Here is a 19,428-nt window from a genome sequence, read left to right as displayed (position 1 = left end):
AGAAAGGAATTACATTCCCAACTCCTTTTTTACGTCTGGCATAAGATTGTATCCGTCAGCAAGTATAACTCCTGTTCCTGTAGTGGAGTCAAGGACATAATCGTAACCTTTAGCTCGGGCTACCTTTTGAATAGCAACACGTGCTTTTTCTATTACCGGAGCGATGAGTTCATTCTGTTTTTTTTGCAGCTCCTGTCTTGCTTTTTGGCTATGTTCCTGGATTCTCCTTTGAGTCATCTGCATTTCTTGAGAACGCTTTTGATTCTCTTCGTCAGTTACTGTTTCAACTTCAGCCTGGTAGCGTTGCATAGTACTTTGAGCCTCTGTCAACATATCATTAATTTCAGCATCGTAAGTTTTTTCCAGCTTTTCCAGTTGTGTCATTGCACTGCTATAGGCTGGCATTGTTTCTACCAGTTCCTGGGTTGCAATGTGAGCAACTTTTGATTGTGCATTCGTGAAAGCTGTAGCTCCTAGGGTCAATGCTAAAGCTATAAAAAGTGTTCTGAATTGTTTCATTTTAATCGTTATTAGTGTTAAAGTATTTAAAGTTTAAAGTTAATTAATTGTATCTTTTTGTTGCCTCAATTCTCGTATTGAATCCATTCGACGCTGACGTTCTTCAATTATTCTGGCGCGTCTTTCTTCAAGTTCCTTTTGTTTGGCAGCTTTTATAGAATCTCTCTGTCGCTGTCTCTCAGCCAGAATAGCTTCTCTTGCATTCTGTTTATTCTCATTCATTTCTGCCTTTTCAGCAATTTTATTATCCTGTTCTACAGTTCTTTCTTCTGCTGTTTCCAGTTCCCGGCGATCCTGCCGTGAATCAACCTGCCTTCTGTTTGCCGCCCGGTTTATACTTCTAAGAACCTGGTCGCTAATGTCATGCTCCTCTGCGGCATATAACATTCCGGTATCTGCAGTCCTGTCAAAAACCATGTCTAAGTTTCTGTTTTCTGAAATTTCTCTAACAGCTGTAAAAACCTGATCCTGAATTGGTCGTACAAGTTGTTTTTTCTGTATTAAATAATCTCCATTAGGACCAAATCTTTTTTGCTGATAATCCAGTGCCTGCTCTTCCTGATATGCTATTTCTTCTTCTCTTTCTTCTATCAATTCCCTCGTAAGAAGAGCTCTTTCATTATTGAGCCGGGATTTCATTTCGTCAATTTCCCGTTTCTTTTCTTCAATTTCAGATTTCCATTCCTGAACCTTTGCGTCTAGTTGAGACGAAGCTTCCTGATATTGAGGAACATTTTGCAGAATATATTCCATGTCAACATAACCAATCCGGAAGGTTTTTTGTGCCTGCAAACTTAACCCGGAAAAAATAGTTAATAATGTCAAACCGAAAATTCTCCCTTTCATATTTTGGAATATAGAAAATACCGTGCCAAATTTAAAACTGCTGGTTAAGAATAAAATGAGTCTCCCAACCATGCGGTCCCTGTTCGCCCACAACCTGGTCAAATCCATACCCGAAATCAATTCCCAATAAACCAAACATCGGCATAAAAATCCGGATACCGGCTCCCGCGGATCTGTTTAACTGGAACGGGTTGAAATCCCGAAAATTGTCATAAGAAGCACCTCCTTCAAGGAAAGTCAGGGCGTATATAGATGCCGATTGTTTCAAAGTGATAGGGAAACGCATCTCCAATGAATATTTATTGTAAATCGTTGCGCCGTCATCTGTTGCTCCCGTGGCGCGATCTAAAGGAACGACAGACTGGTTCGCATAACCTCTTAATTGTATGGTTTCTCTTCCGTCAAGACTATAAGCTCCTAATCCGTCACCGCCCAGGTAGAAACGCTCGAAGGGTGGAATTCCTCTTTCATTATTATAAGCTCCAAGGAAACCATATTCAGCATTTGTTCGTAAAACAAGATTTTTATTGGTTCCAAAATTGGCTAAAGTCGTATACCACGTACCGTTAAATTTAACCTTGTAAAATTCCAGCCACTTAAATTTTTCCTGGTCTACTTTTCTTTGGTCTGGAATCGCATTTTCTGGTGCCACTCTCTGCCCGTTAGCGCCAATAAAATTACCCTCGCCATCTTTTAATTGAAATTCCTCCTGCTCGCCAAGATTTGCATAATCTACTCCATTCCATAGAGAATATGGAGGGGTGAATTTTGCTGTTAATCTAAACTGTGATCCCCCAACCGGAAATACGGGGTTGGTGTAGGTGTTATCCCTTGTTAATCCAAATGTGTAAGTGAGGTTGTTCGAATATCCATCACCAAATGTAAAGAGGCCGGTGTTATAATTGTTAAGGTCGTATCTCTGGAAACCTACCGCATGAGAAACGGTCATGAATCTGTCTGGAACACTTAATCGTTTTGCTAATCCAACACTCACGCCAAGAATATCAAAACTTCTGGTTTTGTCTGCCCTTCTGCTTAGGTAATCAAACAAAAATTGTCGTGTGTAACTGAAAGAAGTAGAAAAACTCACTGGCTTTACACCTCCCAACCACGGCTCACGAAAGGAAAGACTATATGTTTGATAAAAAGTACTCGCCTGGGCTCTAAGGGAGAGGCTTTGCCCGTCACCCATTGGTACAGGTTTATAAGCTTCTTTATCGAAGATGCTTCCAAGAGAGAAATTGTTAAAGGAAAGACCTAACGTTCCAATGAAACCTCCACCACCATAACCTCCCTGTAATTCGATTTGGCTGGCTCCTGATTCTACAACAGAATATTCCAGATCCAAAGTTCCTGTATTGGGATTAGGATCTATGAGATTAGGACTTAATTGTTCAGCATCAAAGAAACCAAGTTGTCCCAATTCACGTAGCGTACCCATTATGTTGGCTTTGCTATATTTTTGTCCCGGCTTGGTTAAAAGTTCTCTATAAATTACATTGTCTTTTGTTCTGTCGTTGCCTGTTACCCGAATTTTATTGAAGTACGCTTCTTTTCCTTCGGAAATTCTCACTTCAAAATCTATGGTGTCATTTTCAACACTGGTTTCCACCAGGTTGATATTAGAAAAAAGATATCCGTTGTTTTGGTACAGATTTGTTAGATCCTGGGCATCGGGTTTGGTGTTATCTGCTATTCTTTTATCCAGTAAAACGCCGTTGTAAACATCTCCTTTCTGAATTCCGAAAACTCTTGAAAGTTGTTCATCTGTATACACACTGTTTCCAACAAAATCTATTTCTCCAATATAGTAGCGGTCGCCTTCCTCAATTTTTAGTTGAAGCGCAATGGTTTCATCATCTATGCGGACTAGAGAATCAGAAACGATCCTGGCATTTCTAAAGCCGTTTTCTTTGTATTTGTCCACTACGGCAACTTTGTCTTCCTGATAGTCACTGCGAACAAATTTTGATCTTTTCCAGAAGCGGAAGATATTTTTCTCTTTTGTATTTTTCATGTTTCGCCTTAGCTTGGCGTCGGAAAAGACTTCGTTTCCAATAAACTCAATGTCTTCAATCTTGACACGATCTCCCCGGTCCACATTTACAACCATATTTACACGGTTGGCCTGAGAGGTGGCAGTATCTTCTATAGGGATTGTATTTATAGCTACTTTGGTGTTAAAGTAACCTTCTTTTTTGTACTTATTTTCAATATAGTTCTTTGTAGTGGTGATAAGGTTTTCAGTAACCTTTGTTCCGGGTGTTAAGCTATTTTCCTCAATCAGCTCCTCTTTTTCTCTTTTCTTTTTTACTCCCTGGATGCGTGCCTGGGCCAGCTGAGGTACTTCCTGAATTTCTAGTTCCAAATCTGCCACGTTTCCTTCTACATTAGTAATGTAAAAATTGATGTCACTGAAACTACCGATGTCCCAAAGTTTCTGAACAATCTTACTTAAACGTTCTCCGGGAATGTAAATCTCTTCACCCTCTTTTAAACCGGTGTAGGCGATTACTGTTTGCTCATTAAAGCTTACTGTACCGGTAACTGTAATGTCTCCAATAATATACTTTTCTCCGTTGGCAAGAGGGAGATCCTGAGCTTTTGTGGATGTACTAAAGGTAATTATGAATGCTAAGACTGCTAAAAGTCTCCCTGTTGTGAATGCATTAATCGAGTTGCTCACTAATTTTTCCAAATCTTCGTTCTCTGTTTTGATAATTGTAAATGGCTTCAAAAAGATCTTCTTTTCTGAAATCGGGCCATAAAATTTTTGTAAAATATAATTCGGCGTATGCTATCTGCCATAGCAGGAAATTACTTATTCGCTGCTCGCCGCTGGTCCTGATTAAAAGGTCTACGTCCGGTAGATTGTGGGTGTAAAGATGCTTATTTATAATCGATTCGTCAATAGCATCAATAGATAAATCATTATTTTTAACCTCTTTGCTTATTTTTTTAATGCAGTTGGTTAATTCTTCCCTGGAACCATAACTTAATGCAAGGGTAAGCACCATCTTTTTATTAGAGCTGGTTTTATCAATAACTTCTAATAGTTCCTTACGTGCTTTTTTAGGAAGGCTTTGAATGTTCCCTATTGCCTTTAGCTGGATGTTGTTGTCTTGGAGAGTTTTAATTTCTTTTTTAAGAGAAGAAACTAATAGCTTCATAAGTAAATCTACTTCAAGTTTTGGCCGGTTCCAGTTTTCAGTAGAAAAGGCATAGAGGGTAAGGTTGTTTACTCCAATCTCGGCACATCCTTCTACCACGTCTCTTACAGCAGTAGTTCCTTCTTCGTGCCCTGCAGCCCTTAAGAAGCCTTTTTTCTGTGCCCACCGTCCATTGCCATCCATAATAACCGCAATATGCAGAGGTAGTTTCTTAAGGTTTATTTCGTCTCTAAAAATCATATTAAAAGCGGCTATAGCATGGTTTTCTTCCGAAGGTAAAAGTAAAACTTATCCCAGTAAATACATACCAGTCTGAAGTATTTCTGTTTCCAAATTCAATAGGTGGATCCCTTCTCCCCAGAAGTTCAGAAGGCCAGCTACCATCCAGATTGTCTGAAAATGTATAACGAGCGCCTATTTCCAGACCTCCAATAATATGTTCTGTAATAGTTTCTTTATATCCCAGGACCATGGGAATTGCAAATTCCCAATTGGTACCTTCATTTTCCAGATTTCCACCTCTTCCATTTCGGAGGTAAACATGATCTGCTCTAAAAAAAGTTAATCCTGTGTAAAGGTAAGGCGTACTTTGAGGGACACCTTCATGTAAATCATAACTCCAGAAATTGAATTCGACACCCAAAGAAGCTTCGGCAACAGTGTTGCTGAAGGAATACCCTCGCTGCTGTCTTCTTGTCTCATTGGATTCCGCGTCATCTGCAGCAATTTCTGCATAAAGCAGGGACAGGCGAAAAGCATGCCGGGGACTTCTATTCCATTTGGCTATCGCTCCAGCTACTAATGTATTTGGATAAATAAAATTAGATTTGCCTACATCTCCAATGTAATTGGCTCCACCAATAAAAGGCCCTACTTCAAAGGTCTGGGAGTAGGAAAGCGTGGTGTAAATAACCAAAATGGCAAAAGCAAGTAGGTGCTTCATAGGTTTTTAAAAGTCTGCAAATATAACAATTATGTTTGCTCCACAATAATTTGAACATTTTTGTATACAGTTATAAACAGATTTGCAAAACTTTTATTGCCTAGTTGCGCTTATCTTCTCCCCAAAGCAGCTTCTTTCGGAGTGTTTTTAAAAAACTGTCGCCGTGCAATTCTACAATTTTAATGACAAAGGGAGCCTTTTCTATAGTAATTTCTGTGTTGTTTTCCAGAGTGGCAATTCGGGAATCCATAGAAACAAGGTAAGAGCTTTCCCTCCCGGAAACCCTGAGTCGGATTTTTGTATTATCTGTAATTACCAAAGGTCGGGCATTAAGATTGTGAGGTGCAATAGGAGTAATAATAAGGGAATTTACATTTGGCGTGATAACGGGTCCTCCGCAACTTAGGGAGTATCCTGTTGATCCTGTGGGGGTAGAGATAATCACTCCGTCTGCCCAGTAAGAAGTAAGGTACTGGTCATCCAGCCAGGTATCTACTGTAATCATAGAGGTGGTGTTCCTTCGGCTAACAGCAATTTCGTTAAGGGCTACATGTTTAAAAACAACATCAGGACTTTCAGGATTTGTAGCTATTTTAAGGACGGTTCTTTCTGAAATGCTGTAATTTTTCTGAAGAATATTATGAATAGTAGCTTTGATCTCCTCTTTTTGAATTGTAGCCAAAAAACCGAGTCTGCCGGTGTTAATACCTAAAATTGGAATATCAAGATCACGGATATAATTAATAGATTTCAGAATAGTTCCATCTCCTCCAATACAGAAAAAAAGGTCGTAAGAATTATCCAGTTCTTCAAAAGTCCTGAAATGGTTGTATTCTTTGTTGATAGTCTCATTCTGGTTAATTAGATCAAGAAAATTTTCTTCTATTATAACTTCAACATTTTCCCTGTCGAGCAGTTCCAGTAACTGTCCGATATATTTTCCTGCATTCGTGTGATAAAATTGTCCGTAAATCCCTATTTTCATTCATATAAGTATTAAAAAAGAATTCCTGCTTTTCAGAAGTAAGATAATTTAGATGTTGAGGTACTTATCCAGATATTTAGACCTGTCTTTCATATTCTTTTTAAAAGTATCTTCCTGGTGTTCAGAAATAATATTGTAGCCATAACGTCTAAAAGCCTGGATAATAGCAGTCATGGCTGTCGGACTTGTTTTAATGGTGATTTGAGCAACATCATTTTCTATCTTAGAAACAAAGGCACCTAAAATATGCCCATTATTGGTCTCTATTATTTGGCTTACTTCACTAATGGAATAGTCTTTAAAATTTTTTTCGACCACAAGGATGTTTCCTGATTCATTTAAAAAAGGTGTCTCATTGAAAAGACCTATCATATCGTTTACTTCGAAATAGCCCTGATATATATTGCCTTCATCTAAAACCGGAAGCAAATTGGTGTCATTTTGAGCAAAAGATTCAAGTATATCCAGCCAATAACCATTTTCCCTTACAAAAAAACCTTCCAAAGCATATTGATAGTCCTCCAGAGTCTTTTCTGCATCAAAGCAGCGGATATCATTTTCTGAAATACATCCAATGTAGGTTCCGCTTTTTTCTACCGGCAGATGTGTATAGGTTAGATTGTTAAATAAATCCTGGGTTTCTCCAATCCTGTCAGAGAGTTTGAGAATTTTTACGTCATTTAATATGTATTCCTCCATGCTCATAACCTTGCTCCTTTTTCTGCAAATTAATCAAAATAATATTCAATGAAGCAGGGGCAACTTTGTATTTTTGTTATATAAAGTGGAAAATATGACCAAATTAAGTGTAAATATTAATAAAATAGCTACTCTGCGAAATGCCCGTGGCGGAAATATTCCCAATGTTGTTCAGGTAGCGCTAGACATAGAATCTTTTGGAGCAGAGGGCATAACTGTACATCCAAGACCTGATGAGCGGCATATTACCTATCAGGATGTTCTTGATCTTAGCGGTGTCCTTACTACAGAATTTAATATTGAAGGAAATCCTATTACTAAGTTTGTCAATCTTGTGTTGCAGGTAAAACCAGCGCAGGTGACGCTTGTTCCAGATAAAGAAGATGCTATTACCTCTAATGCGGGATGGGACACTGTAAAAAATAAAACTTATTTAAAGGAAGTGATATCAGTTTTTAAAGAACACAATATCAGAACTTCTGTTTTTGTAGACCCCGATCCTGCAATGGTAAGGGCGGCAGCGGAAACAGGAGCAGATAGAATTGAATTATATACGGAAGCTTATGCGGTATCTTATGCAAATGGGAAGAAAGGAGATGTGGGCTCGTATGCTGAATGTGCTAAAATTGCTCATGAGTTGGGGTTGGAGGTAAATGCAGGCCATGATCTTTCTTTAGAAAATATCGGATATTTTAAAGAGAAGGTCGCTCATTTAGAAGAAGTTTCTATTGGTCATGCCCTTATTGCAGAATCGTTATATATGGGTCTGGAAAAAACAATACAAAATTATTTAAAGCTGTTAAAATAAGATGAAATTACATTCAACTATACTAGGAGAAGGTACACCTTTCCTGATTTTGCATGGATTCCTGGGAATGAGTGATAACTGGAAAACACTGGGAAATTCTTTTTCAGAAAATGGATATGAGGTTCATCTTATAGATCAGCGTAACCATGGAAAAAGTCCGCATAGTGACGACTTTAATTATAATCTTCTTGCTGAAGATATTAAAGATTACTGCAAAGAGAAAAACCTGGAGAAAATTATTCTTCTTGGTCATTCCATGGGTGGTAAAACCGCAATGTTAACAGCTTTCCTTAATTCCGAATTAGTAGAGAAATTAATAGTGGTAGATATTGCACCAAAATATTACGCACCGCACCACCAGGAAATTTTGAATGGTTTAACAGCTTTAGATGAAGCTACAATAACCTCGAGAGGAGATGCTGAAGACTTTTTAGGAGAGTTTGTCCCAGATAAACCAACGCGCCTATTCCTGCTTAAAAATCTTTACTGGAAAACTAAAGAAAAACTTGCTTTAAAGCTTAATTTGAGAGTTTTAAAAGATAATATAGAGGATTTGGGAGCTGCACTTCCTGTACAATATACCTACGATAAGGCGACGCTTTTTATTAAAGGAGGGAATTCCGGATATATTAAAGAAGAAGATTGGAAAACAATTAAAGAACAATTTAGTAAAGCAGAACTTGTGACGATACCCGGTGCCGGCCATTGGGTTCATGCAGAAAAGAGAAAAGATTTCTTGAAGGCCGTAATGGAATTTCTCTAGTGAATGTTAAATATGTTATGTATGCATAATAAAATTACTACATTGGTTGTTTAGTTTTTATTTTATTCTAATATTTAGCATCATTATGCTAAACAATATTGAATTTAACCATTAGTAATTTATGAAAAAAATATTTTTGCTCGTTTTATGCGGGCTAGCTTCTGCCGCTATTTATGCCGGTGGGTATCGGGTGAGCCTTCAGGGGCAGCGTTCTCTCGCGATGGGACATACAGGGGTAGCTATGGTAAACAATGCAGAGCTTGCCTTTTTTAATCCTGCGGGATTGGTATATCTGGAGAACAAAATTAATGTTGCCGTTGGGGCAAGTGCTGTATTTTCTAATGTAATCTGGCAAAACGAAGAATTTGGGCAGATGGCCGAGACTGATAGTCCGGTGGGAACTCCTTTCTATGCTTATTTCTCATACAGGGCAAATGAATGGTTAACATTAGGTTTAAGTGCCTATACTCCTTATGGTAGTTCTGTAGAGTGGCCTGATGATTGGGCTGGTTCTCACCTGGTTAATAACATCGACTTGCAGGCGATTTACATCCAACCGTTAGCATCTGTTAAAATTTCAGAGAAGTTAAGTCTTGGTGGTGGTCCTATTTACGTAAATGGTTCCGTTAATTTCAATAGAAACCTTGACAGAACCCTTGCTGATGTGGAAGGAAACAGGGCAAATGTCACTGTTGATGCTTCGGGCGTTAGTGCATGGGGATGGTCACTTGGAGGCATGTACAGTCCTACCGAGAATTTGCGTTTTGGTGTAAATTACCGTTCAGAAATAATTATGGAAGCTGAAGGTGGCGATGCAGATTTTGAAAATATTCCAAATTCACCCGCGACCCCTTTCGCAGATACTCAGTTTGATGCTGCCTTGCCTCTACCTGCAGAACTTACAGTGGGTGCCTCTTACCGCTTTGACAAGTGGACGGTGGCGGTAGATTATAATAGAAATTACTGGGATGTCTATAATTCGTTGGATATAGATTTCGCAGATGCAGGCATTCCTGATTCAGACAATCCAAGGAATTACAAGAACTCGTCTATTTACAGGTTCGGACTTCAATATTGGGCAAATGAAACTTTTACGCTTCGTGCTGGTTATTATTTTGACGAATCGCCGGTTCAGTCCGGGTATTTTGCTCCTGAAACCCCTCGTAATGATTCCAGTAACTTCACAGGGGGGCTTTCAATAAATATCAACGATCGTTTTGCCATAGATGCCTCTTTCCTTTACAGCAGGTTTGACGAAATCGAGGAAACTTATAATCCTGATCCGGAAACATTCCCTGATTATGAAGGTGTGCCTTTTAGAGGGACTTTTAAATCCAGTGCTTTTGTGCCTGGACTTGGATTAACAATTAAAATTTAATAGGAACCACATGAAAAATTATTTTAGATATATAGCAGTTCTGGCTTTAGGTATTGTTTCCTGTGAACCGGAATTTGAGGATCCCATAGATGAAGAAGGTTTTTACAATAATGGAGAAGCAGATTTTTCAAATTATGTAGCTTTGGGGAATTCGTTAACCGCGGGATATGCAAACAATGCATTGTATATTTCCGGACAGGAAAACTCTTATCCAAACATTCTTGCACAGCAATTTGCAGTAGTTCAGGATACTGAAGGTTTTAGGCAGCCTTTGGTAAACGACAATACGGGAGGGCTGGTTTTAGGAGGGCAGACTATTCCTGGATTTGATACAAGGCTAGTGCTTTCTTTTGATGCAGATGGCAGTAATCCAAGTCCCCAAAATTACCGTGGAGCACAACCAATTACAGATGTAAGTACAAAACTGGAAGGTAGTTTTAATAATATGGGTGTTCCCGGCGCTAAAAGTTATCAGCTGGCGTTCCCGGGCTATGGAGATTTATCTGGACTAACAACTCAACCTGTTACAGCAAACCCATATTTTGTGAGATTTGCTTCCTCGCCACAAACTACGGTTGTCCAGGATGCTTTAGCGCAGGAGCCTACTTTCTTTTCGTTGTGGATTGGGAATAACGATGTGTTAGGATTTGCTGCTTCAGGAGGGGTAGGCGTGGACCAAACAGGAACATTTGCTGGTGCTAATCCAATGGAATATTTTGGTACGTACGGTCCAAATGACATTACAGATCCAAATGCTTTTGCAGCAGTTTACGGGCAGATGGTACAGGCTCTGTCTGCGTCCACATCTGGCGGAGTTTTAATCAATATTCCTGATGTTGCTTCTGTACCTTATTTTACTACTGTTCCTGTCAACGCCATTCCGTTGGATTCACAAACTGCGACTGCTTTAAATGCTCAATTTGCTGCGTACAATGATCAGATCCTTCCGGGACTTATGGGGCTTGGCTTATTATCTGCGGAAGAAGTGCAGGCAAGAAGAATTACTTTTACTGAAGGACAAAATTTTGTGACGCTTACAGATGAAAGTTTAATAGATATAAGCCAGATAATCCAGGGAGCTCCTTTTAATCTTGACGCGCAAACTGCAGGCCTGTTAGGGCAATTAAGACAGGCGACTGTTGGGGATCTTATCCCGTTAACCTCTTCCGGTTTCCTTGGTACTACCGTGGGCGGAGACCCTATGATGGTAAATGGTGTTTCTGTTCCTCTTGGGGATCAGCATGTATTAACCACAAGTGAGCAGGAAATGATTGCTACGGCAACTCAAAGATATAACGAAACCATTGCGGCACTTGCAGAGGCTAACGGTCTTGGCCTGGTAGATGCAAATGCAACCTTGACACGATTGGCAAGCGAAGGTATTTCTTTTGATGCCGGTACGGTTACTGCAGACTTTGTGACAGGAGGTGCTTTCTCCTTAGATGGTATTCATTTAACCCCCAGAGGTTACGCTATTATTGCCAATGGTATTATTGATGAAATTAATGAAACTTATAATTCAGAAGTCCCTAAAGTAAACATAGGGAACTATGGGACGGTCACATTAAGTAACGATATTCAATAGTATTAAAATTCACATAAAACTTTAGCGCCGGAATTTACTCCGGCGTTTTTTTTGCACATTTGTCAGCAAATATTATTTATATGAAGTTTATTATACGCATCCTCTTATCGGCAATAGCGGTTTTTATTTTAGCCGAATTACTGCCCCGCGTTAGTGTAGACAACTATATTACCGCAGTTATTGTGGCCCTTGTTTTGGCAATTCTTAACCTTATTGTTAAACCAATTCTTGTATTGTTTACGTTGCCTGTTACCATAATTACCTTTGGCTTATTTCTATTAATCATTAATGCAATAATAATTCTTTTGGCAGATGCCTTTGTAGGCGGTTTTGTGGTAGATGGACTGTTAATGGCTATAATTTTCAGTTTGTTACTATCATTTTTCCAATCGCTCTTATTTTCCATTTTAGATTCAGATTAGAACCCTGCTGAAATTCAGTAAATTGAAACTTTGATGGCTTACGAAAAAAGTGTAATTTTGCACTCCAAATTTTATAACAAGTCAAGATGAATATTACCAGAGAGAATATTGATGAACTAAATGCGATTGTAAAAGTAGATATCGCAAAAGAGGACTATTCGGGAAAAGTAGATAAAATTTTAAAAGATTATCGCAAAAACGCCAATATACCAGGATTCAGGAAGGGACATGTGCCTATGGGAATGGTGAAGAAGCAATATGGTAAAGCCGTTTTGGTAGACGAAGTAAATAAATTACTTCAGGAAGGATTGAACAACTACCTTAAAGAGGAGAAGCTTGATGTGCTTGGCAATCCACTCCCTAAAGAACAGGAAAATTTTGACTGGGATAAAGATAATTACAGCTTCGAGTTTGAACTTGGGCTTTCTCCGGAGTTTAACGTAGATCTTGATGTTAAGGAACCTATCACTCATTACAAGATTGTAGCTGATGAGGAGATGGTTGATAACCAGATCAAAAATATGCAGAAGCAATACGGAAAACTCGTTTCTAAAGAAAAGGCTGAAGAAGGTGATATCGTAGCCGGTACTTTTAAGAATGAAGAGGAAGGGATTGAGAATTCAACTTCTGTAGAGCTAGAGAAAATAAAAGGTAAAGAAAATCTTGAAAAATTTATTGGGGCTAAAGCAGGTGATACTATCAGCTTGAACACAAAAGATCTTTTTGAAGATGATCATGATTTAATTCAGCACCTTAAGATCGAGCATGATAAAGCGCACGATTTGAATATTGATATAGAGTTTACCGTTTCTGAAGTTAATAAACAGGAGCTTGCAGATCTTGACCAGGAATTATTTGATAAACTTTTTGGTAAGGATGAGGTGAAAACTGTGACAGACCTTAAAGAGAAAATAAAAGAAGATGCTGCAAAGCAGTTTCAGCAACAAAGCGATCAGCAGTTAATGAACGATGTTACTGAAGCTTTAATAGAGAATACTAAGTTTGATCTTCCAAAAGAGTTCCTTCAGAAATGGATCCAGACTGTAGGGGAGGAGCCAATGACAGAGGAAGAAGCTGCAGAAGAATACGAAAAGAGTGAGAAAGGGCTTCGTTATCAGTTAATCGAAGGTAAAGTGATGAAAGAGAATGATCTTGAAATTAATTTTGAAGATCTTAAGGCTTTTGCAATTGATAAAATTAAAGTTCAGATGGCTCAATTCGGCCAGATGGATCCTTCAGAAAAAGAACTGGACGATATTGCTGCGAGAATTCTGTCTAATCAGGATGAAGCTAAACGTTTGTCTGAGCAGGTGATGAATGAAAAACTATTGGAATTTTATAAGGAAAATATGAGTTTCAATGAGAAAGAGGTTACCTACGAAGAATTTGTGAAAGAAATATATGAATAAGCTTTTTCTATAATTTATACTTATCTTTAAGGTGTTAAACCGAATCGGTCTAACACCTTTTTTAGTAAAAATTATCCGCTTTGGATACGAATAAAGCCAATTTGACGTAAAAGTTTAATTGGCTGAATTTTTGACTGTCATAAAGCAGAAAAATAAAAAACACAAAATTGATGGACTACGGAAAAGAATTCGAAAAATACGCTACCAAACATCACGGGATCAATAGTAATTACTACGATAAGTTGGTGAGTGCGGTAACTCCACCAGTGGGAATGACTCCTAACATTATAGAGGAACGCCAGATGAATGCTGTTGCGATGGACGTTTTTTCACGTTTAATGATGGACCGGATTATTTTTATGGGTACAGGTATAAGCGACCAGATCGCCAATATCATTCAGGCGCAGTTACTTTTTCTTGAAAGTACAGATGCCTCAAAGGACATTCAGATTTACATTAACTCCCCGGGAGGTAGTGTATATGCTGGTCTGGGAATCTACGATACCATGCAGTTTATAAAACCAGATGTGGCGACAATATGTACAGGAATGGCAGCTTCTATGGGTGCTGTTTTGCTTTGTGCCGGCGAAAAAGGTAAAAGAAGCGGACTTCCACATTCCAGGGTGATGATTCATCAGCCTTTAGGTGGAGCCCAGGGTCAGGCTAGTGATATTGAAATTACTGCGAGGGAAATCATCACTTTGAAGGAAGAATTGTACAAAATTATCTCTAAGCATTCCGGTCAGGATTATGAGAAGGTACATGAAGATAGTGACCGTGATTACTGGATGAAGGCAGATAAGGCGAAGGAGTATGGTATGATCGATGAAGTATTAAAAAGAGAAGCATAAATTGGAATTCAGGAATCATTTTTTATATTATATAATACCTGAAGTATTAATTGGAAAACCGAAATAATGGGTAAAGAAGATTTAGAATGTTCATTTTGTGGAAGAAAGAAGCCGGAGACCAGCTTATTAATAGCCGGCCTGGATGCTCATATTTGTGACAGATGTATTGAACAGGCTCATGGTATAGTTCTGGAAGAATCCCGGCAGGGTGAAGCCAAAGAACTTTCTTCAGATTTAATGCTGAGTAAACCAAAAGCTATAAAATCTTTTTTGGATGAGTATGTAATTGGCCAGGAAGACACAAAAAAAGTGATGTCTGTCGCAGTTTATAATCACTATAAGAGATTATTGCAGCCGGGTTCAGATGACGATGTGGAGATCCAGAAAAGTAACATAATTATGGTTGGGGAAACCGGTACCGGTAAAACCCTTATTGCAAAAACTATAGCAAAGATGCTTAATGTACCTCTGGCTATCGTGGATGCTACTGTTTTAACTGAAGCTGGTTACGTTGGTGAAGATGTAGAAGGAATTCTTACACGCCTCCTGCAGGCAGCCGATTATAATACCGAAAAAGCCCAACGTGGGATTGTTTTTATTGATGAAATTGATAAAATTGCCCGTAAAAGTGATAATCCTTCTATTACGAGAGACGTTTCGGGAGAAGGTGTTCAGCAGGCGCTGTTGAAGTTGCTGGAAGGAACTACGGTAAATGTTCCGCCTAAGGGAGGAAGAAAACACCCAGATCAAAAGTTTATTGAAGTCGATACAGAGAATATTCTGTTTATTGCCGGTGGCGCCTTCGATGGGATAGAAAGAAACATCAGCAAGAGACTTAATATGCAGGCGGTGGGCTTTAGTGCATCCAAAAGTGATGACAAAATAGAGCGAACTAACCTGTTAAAGTACATTATTCCGAAGGATTTAAAAGATTTTGGGTTAATTCCTGAAATTATAGGACGTCTTCCCGCGCTAACTTATATGAATCCGCTGGATAAAGAAACACTTAGACAGATCCTTACCGAACCTAAAAATGCGATTATCAAACAATATCAGAAGCTCTTCGAGATGGACGATATCAAGTTTGAAATTACAGAAGATGCTTTGGATTATATTGTTGAAAAAGCGGGGGAGTATAAACTTGGTGCCCGTGGATTGCGTTCACTTTGTGAAGCAATTCTTACAGATGCCATGTTTGAAATGCCGGAAAGTAAGGAAACTAAACTTGTTGTTGATGCAGAGTATGCCGAGAATAAGTTAAACAAGTCTACAATTAATAAACTCAAAGCAGTTTCTTAAAGCTTGATAAAATATTTTTTTAAGCCACTTCTATCGGAAGTGGCTTTTTTTATAATTTTTATTTTGAGAATTGAAACATCTATCGTAATATTACAATTAATTAATTCTGAAGAAAAGTGGGCGTTACAAAATCTGAAATATTTTCCGATTACCAGAATAAGCTGGCACTGGCTGCAAGGGTCCTGGGACATCCTGCCCGTATTGCCATTCTTCAGCATTTGTTTAAAACCGATTCCTGTGTTTGCGGAGATCTTGTTGGAGTCATAGGTTTGGCTCAGCCAACAATTTCTCAACATCTTAAAGAGCTTAAGAATCTTGGAATCATAAAAGGAAATATTGACGGTACAAGGGTTTGTTACTGCATCGATACCCAAAAGTGGGAGGAATTAAAAGAACTTTTTGCAGGTTTTCTTGACCAGACAGCTTCAGATAAAAGCTGTTGCTAAAAAAATTTAATTTTAATCATCGCTTTATTGCGATAAAACAATAGTAATTATGAAATTATCAGAAATTAAAAAGCACCTGGATGAGCTGGAGCAGATTGCTTTTGAATTGCCAGATGGTACTTTGGTTCCGCGTCATTTTCACGTCACCGAAATCGGAAAAGTCAGCAAGAAATTTATCGATTGCGGAGGAACTTTAAGAAACGAAGAAGTTGTTAATTTCCAGCTGTGGGAAGCACAGGATTATGACCATCGTCTGCATCCGGAAAAATTAATGTCGATAATAAAACTATCTGAAAGACTTCTTGAACTGAAGGATTCGGAAATTGAGGTAGAGTATCAGGGAAATACAATAGGCAAATATGATCTTGGTTTCGACGGGAAACATTTTCTGCTGTTAAATAAACAAACCGCCTGTCTTGCCATGGATCAATGTGGCGTGAAGGAAAACTCAAGGCCGAAAATTGCCAAATTTGAGGCATCATCTTCAGCGGCCTGTGAACCTGGTAGTGGATGCTGCTAATAAATTTAATTTGACATATAAAAGGATGAAAAAAACAAGTTTACTGCCTTCAGTACAGCAAAAAATAGCTTCTTTTGATATAGATTCTGTTTCAGAAACGCGAAAAGAGGTTTTAAAACCGCTAATTCAATATATAAAGAGCAAATTGGACGATAATAAGCCAATAAAGCTTCATTTTATCTGTACTCATAACTCAAGAAGAAGTCAGTTTTCCCAAATTTGGGCTCAGGCGATAGCCGCTTACAGCAATATTCAAATTTCCGCATTTTCCGGCGGAGTCGAGGTTACAGCCTTTAACGGGAATGCTGTGTCTGCTATTAAATATGCCGGTTTTGAGGTATCATCTGAAGGTACTGAAAATCCGGTTTATTCAGTTAATTATGCTGAAGATACACCTGCTTTAAAGATGTATTCCAAAAAATTCGACGATAGGGCCAATCCGCAACGTGATTTTGCAGCGATAATGACCTGCTCTCATGCCGATGAAACCTGCCCCTTTATTCCCGGTGCAGAAAAGCGTATTCCGGTGAAATACGAAGATCCCAAAGCTTTTGACGGTACCCCGCAACAGGATGAAAAATATCAGGGGCGTAGTGACGAAATAGCAACAGAAATGTTATACGTATTCTCTACTGTTCAAAAGCAGAAATCTTCTTAAGACCTATTCAATGGCTGAAAATAAAAAACTTGGATTTCTCAACACGTATCTTACGCTGTGGATTTTTATTGCTATGGGAATTGGCGTAGCTTTGGGATATCTTTTTCCATCATTTCCACAGCAGATAGATTCCTATAGTAGCGGTACCACCAACTGGCCCATTGCCGTTGGGCTTATTCTTATGATGTATCCGCCGTTGGCGAAAGTCAATTACCGGCTTTTGCCCAGGGTGTTTCGTAATGTAAAGATACTTTCCATCTCCTTACTTCTCAATTGGATTATTGGGCCAATTTTAATGTTTGCCCTGGCCATGATTTTTCTACAGGATCACCCCGAATATATGGTCGGTCTTATCTTAATAGGCCTGGCGCGTTGCATCGCCATGGTTCTGGTCTGGAACGATCTGGCAGAGGGAAGCAGCGAATATGGTGCAGGCCTGGTAGCGCTAAACAGTATTTTCCAGGTGTTTGCTTATAGTTTTTACGCCTGGCTGTTTATTACAGTATTACCACCGATGTTTGGGTTCGATGGGGCGGTAGTAGATATTTCTATTGCAACTATTGCAGAAAGTGTGGCAATTTACCTGGGGATTCCCTTTGTCCTGGGAATCCTGAGCAGATACTTCCTGGTTAAAATAAAGGGGAGCGATTGGTACGATAACAAGTTTATCCCTGCAATTTCGCCTATTACACTTACCGCCTTGCTTTTCACCATTGTACTTATGTTTTCACTCAAGGGCGAACTCATAGTTGAAATTCCTATGGATGTGGTGGTGATCGCGGTACCGCTGTTGATTTATTTTACGCTAATGTTTATTATCGGCTTTTTTATCAGCAAAGCAATGGGGGCAACCTACGATAAAAACGCTGCTATTGCTTTTACGGCAGCAGGGAATAATTTTGAACTGGCTATTGCGGTTGCGATAGCTGTCTTCGGATTAAATTCCGGGCAGGCATTTGCGGGAGTGATAGGTCCTTTAATAGAAGTTCCTGCACTTATTCTTCTGGTACGTGTCTCCTTTTGGCTGAAAAAGAAGTATTATTGAATTCTCATTTTTCTGAAGCAGACTTTTCAGAAATTGAATAAACCAAATATGGATCAACAGCAAAAAAATAATCCTTTACACGGAGTAAAACTGGTGGACATACTCAACGTTCTTGTAGAAAAGTACGGCTGGGAAGAACTGGGAAGGAGAATAAACATCCGCTGTTTTACACATGATCCTTCTATAAAGTCCAGCTTAAAATTTCTTCGGAAAACGCCATGGGCACGCGAAAAAGTGGAGCAATTATATCTGAAAAGTATTTAGTTTAAAGGCTGTTGCTGTTGTACAATTCGTACCAGGAAATATCCCGAAGCATTTCTTTCAGTTTATTTTGCGGAATATCACCGGTAAGCGAAGGTAGTTTTCCGTGTCCTTCTGCTGTTTCCAAAGGATAGTTGAGGTGCTGCATTAAACCTCCGGCTTTTTCTATGGCAAGTTCTTTTTGTTCTTTGCTCAATTGCTCCACCCATTTCCCGAATTTTCCTTTGTTGAGGTGCTTTGGGCTTTTATTTTTCATATTAGAGAAAGTCACGGCTTCTTCAATTTCCTTCTGCTCTTCTTCAGATAAAGAAACTTGGAGGTAATCTAGTAAAGATTTCAATTCTTCAGGGAAATCGTGCAACAATCGTTCATAGAAAACAAAATGAATATCCAGTTCTTCTTTATGAAGTAGATAATTGCCATAAAACCATACCCACCGTTCCAGCAGGTTAGAATATTCATTTTCCATAAACTCTTCCGGAGAAGAATAAGGTGAAGGATAATGCTTTTGCATATACGGAGTAAAAGCAAATTTTGCGGCAGATAGAGCCCTGTCTCTTGGATCCCGAACGATGCAAATTCTTTTTGTGAAAAGAGGAAGAATATTAAAACTCGTGGTGCATAAGGTAGAATGTGTCCAGGCAAGGCTTGTAGCATCTGCATATAGCGCAGGATCTGATATTTTTTCTCTAAAAACCGAACTAATCCTGTAATAGCAACCGTCTTCTTCAATATCCATCATATCTACCTCAGCCTGGCCTTTAAAGCTAAGCTCCATATTTTTTGCCTGCTGGTAGATTTCCTGTTGCTGGATAAAAGAC

21 protein-coding genes are annotated in these 19,428 nt (G+C 38.9%); 13 read left to right on the top strand and 8 right to left on the bottom strand.

Features of this window, described 5'->3' with window-relative positions:
• Positions 1–9: 9 nt before the first annotated feature.
• The 7 genes from RM545_RS14420 to RM545_RS14390 all read right to left on the bottom strand — a co-directional run bounded on the left by RM545_RS14420 (position 10) and on the right by RM545_RS14390 (position 7,168).
• The gene (locus RM545_RS14420; protein ID WP_311495991.1) at positions 10–519 is read right to left on the bottom strand and encodes an OmpH/Skp family outer membrane protein; all 510 of its coding nucleotides are present in this window, start codon (positions 517–519) and stop codon (positions 10–12) included.
• A gap of 39 nt (positions 520–558) precedes the next feature.
• Positions 559–1,365: an OmpH/Skp family outer membrane protein gene (locus RM545_RS14415; protein WP_311495990.1), complete on the bottom strand. Its 807-nt coding sequence runs from the start codon at positions 1,363–1,365 to the stop codon at positions 559–561.
• 31 nt (positions 1,366–1,396) lie between these two features.
• A complete protein-coding gene (locus tag RM545_RS14410; protein ID WP_311495989.1) occupies positions 1,397–4,102 on the bottom strand; it encodes a BamA/OMP85 family outer membrane protein in 2,706 nt (901 codons plus the stop codon).
• A complete protein-coding gene (gene uppS, locus RM545_RS14405; protein WP_311495988.1) occupies positions 4,035–4,775 on the bottom strand; it encodes an undecaprenyl pyrophosphate synthase in 741 nt (246 codons plus the stop codon). The genes RM545_RS14410 and uppS overlap by 68 nt, the downstream gene beginning before the upstream one ends.
• A 1-nt stretch (position 4,776) precedes the next feature.
• Positions 4,777–5,478: a type IX secretion system protein PorG gene (gene porG / locus RM545_RS14400; protein ID WP_311495987.1), complete on the bottom strand. Its 702-nt coding sequence runs from the start codon at positions 5,476–5,478 to the stop codon at positions 4,777–4,779.
• Positions 5,479–5,578: 100 nt separating this feature from the next.
• Complete coding sequence (locus RM545_RS14395; protein WP_311495986.1) at positions 5,579–6,463, bottom strand: NAD kinase; 885 nt, start codon at positions 6,461–6,463, stop codon at positions 5,579–5,581.
• 48 nt (positions 6,464–6,511) lie between these two features.
• Positions 6,512–7,168, bottom strand: coding sequence for a CBS domain-containing protein (locus tag RM545_RS14390; protein ID WP_311495985.1), 657 nt, complete (start codon positions 7,166–7,168; stop codon positions 6,512–6,514).
• A gap of 88 nt (positions 7,169–7,256) precedes the next feature.
• Here RM545_RS14390 and RM545_RS14385 point away from each other — a divergent pair, with 88 nt between their 5' ends.
• The 13 genes from RM545_RS14385 to RM545_RS14325 all read left to right on the top strand — a co-directional run bounded on the left by RM545_RS14385 (position 7,257) and on the right by RM545_RS14325 (position 18,610).
• Positions 7,257–7,970 carry a pyridoxine 5'-phosphate synthase gene (locus tag RM545_RS14385; protein WP_311495984.1) on the top strand — a complete coding sequence of 238 codons (714 nt, stop codon included), beginning with the start codon at positions 7,257–7,259 and terminating at the stop codon, positions 7,968–7,970.
• A gap of 1 nt (position 7,971) precedes the next feature.
• The gene (locus RM545_RS14380) at positions 7,972–8,733 is read left to right on the top strand and encodes an alpha/beta fold hydrolase (protein ID WP_311495983.1); all 762 of its coding nucleotides are present in this window, start codon (positions 7,972–7,974) and stop codon (positions 8,731–8,733) included.
• A gap of 121 nt (positions 8,734–8,854) precedes the next feature.
• Positions 8,855–10,111, top strand: a complete 1,257-nt coding sequence (locus RM545_RS14375; RefSeq protein ID WP_311495982.1) for an OmpP1/FadL family transporter — start codon at positions 8,855–8,857, stop codon at positions 10,109–10,111.
• A 10-nt stretch (positions 10,112–10,121) separates the two neighbouring features.
• Positions 10,122–11,696, top strand: a complete 1,575-nt coding sequence (locus tag RM545_RS14370; RefSeq protein ID WP_311495981.1) for an SGNH/GDSL hydrolase family protein — start codon at positions 10,122–10,124, stop codon at positions 11,694–11,696.
• Positions 11,697–11,776: 80 nt separating this feature from the next.
• Positions 11,777–12,118 carry a phage holin family protein gene (locus tag RM545_RS14365; protein WP_311495980.1) on the top strand — a complete coding sequence of 114 codons (342 nt, stop codon included), beginning with the start codon at positions 11,777–11,779 and terminating at the stop codon, positions 12,116–12,118.
• Positions 12,119–12,204: 86 nt separating this feature from the next.
• The gene (tig, locus tag RM545_RS14360) at positions 12,205–13,527 is read left to right on the top strand and encodes a trigger factor (protein WP_311495979.1); all 1,323 of its coding nucleotides are present in this window, start codon (positions 12,205–12,207) and stop codon (positions 13,525–13,527) included.
• 170 nt (positions 13,528–13,697) lie between these two features.
• Entirely contained in the window at positions 13,698–14,378 is a 681-nt protein-coding gene (gene clpP / locus RM545_RS14355) for an ATP-dependent Clp endopeptidase proteolytic subunit ClpP (protein WP_311495978.1), read from the top strand.
• Positions 14,379–14,444: 66 nt separating this feature from the next.
• The gene (clpX, locus tag RM545_RS14350; protein ID WP_311495977.1) at positions 14,445–15,677 is read left to right on the top strand and encodes an ATP-dependent Clp protease ATP-binding subunit ClpX; all 1,233 of its coding nucleotides are present in this window, start codon (positions 14,445–14,447) and stop codon (positions 15,675–15,677) included.
• Between the two features lie 116 nt (positions 15,678–15,793).
• Entirely contained in the window at positions 15,794–16,123 is a 330-nt protein-coding gene (locus tag RM545_RS14345) for an ArsR/SmtB family transcription factor (RefSeq protein ID WP_311495976.1), read from the top strand.
• A gap of 49 nt (positions 16,124–16,172) precedes the next feature.
• A complete protein-coding gene (locus RM545_RS14340) occupies positions 16,173–16,643 on the top strand; it encodes a DUF6428 family protein (protein ID WP_311495975.1) in 471 nt (156 codons plus the stop codon).
• Between the two features lie 25 nt (positions 16,644–16,668).
• The gene (locus RM545_RS14335) at positions 16,669–17,301 is read left to right on the top strand and encodes a low molecular weight phosphatase family protein (protein ID WP_311495974.1); all 633 of its coding nucleotides are present in this window, start codon (positions 16,669–16,671) and stop codon (positions 17,299–17,301) included.
• Between the two features lie 10 nt (positions 17,302–17,311).
• Positions 17,312–18,346 carry an ACR3 family arsenite efflux transporter gene (gene arsB, locus RM545_RS14330; protein ID WP_311495973.1) on the top strand — a complete coding sequence of 345 codons (1,035 nt, stop codon included), beginning with the start codon at positions 17,312–17,314 and terminating at the stop codon, positions 18,344–18,346.
• A 48-nt stretch (positions 18,347–18,394) separates the two neighbouring features.
• On the top strand, positions 18,395–18,610 hold the full coding sequence (locus tag RM545_RS14325; RefSeq protein WP_311495972.1) for a VF530 family protein: 216 nt from the start codon (positions 18,395–18,397) through the stop codon (positions 18,608–18,610).
• A gap of 1 nt (position 18,611) precedes the next feature.
• Here the strand turns inward: RM545_RS14325 and RM545_RS14320 are convergent.
• A partial coding sequence (locus tag RM545_RS14320) for a sulfotransferase domain-containing protein (RefSeq protein WP_311495971.1) occupies positions 18,612–19,428 on the bottom strand: 817 nt, incomplete at its 5' end.

This window comes from Autumnicola lenta (genome assembly GCF_031846515.1).
GTDB classification, from domain to species: Bacteria; Bacteroidota; Bacteroidia; order Flavobacteriales; family Flavobacteriaceae; genus Autumnicola; species Autumnicola lenta.
The sequence above is the reverse complement of the archived record's forward strand: the minus strand, read 5'-3'. Positions and strand labels throughout refer to the sequence as shown.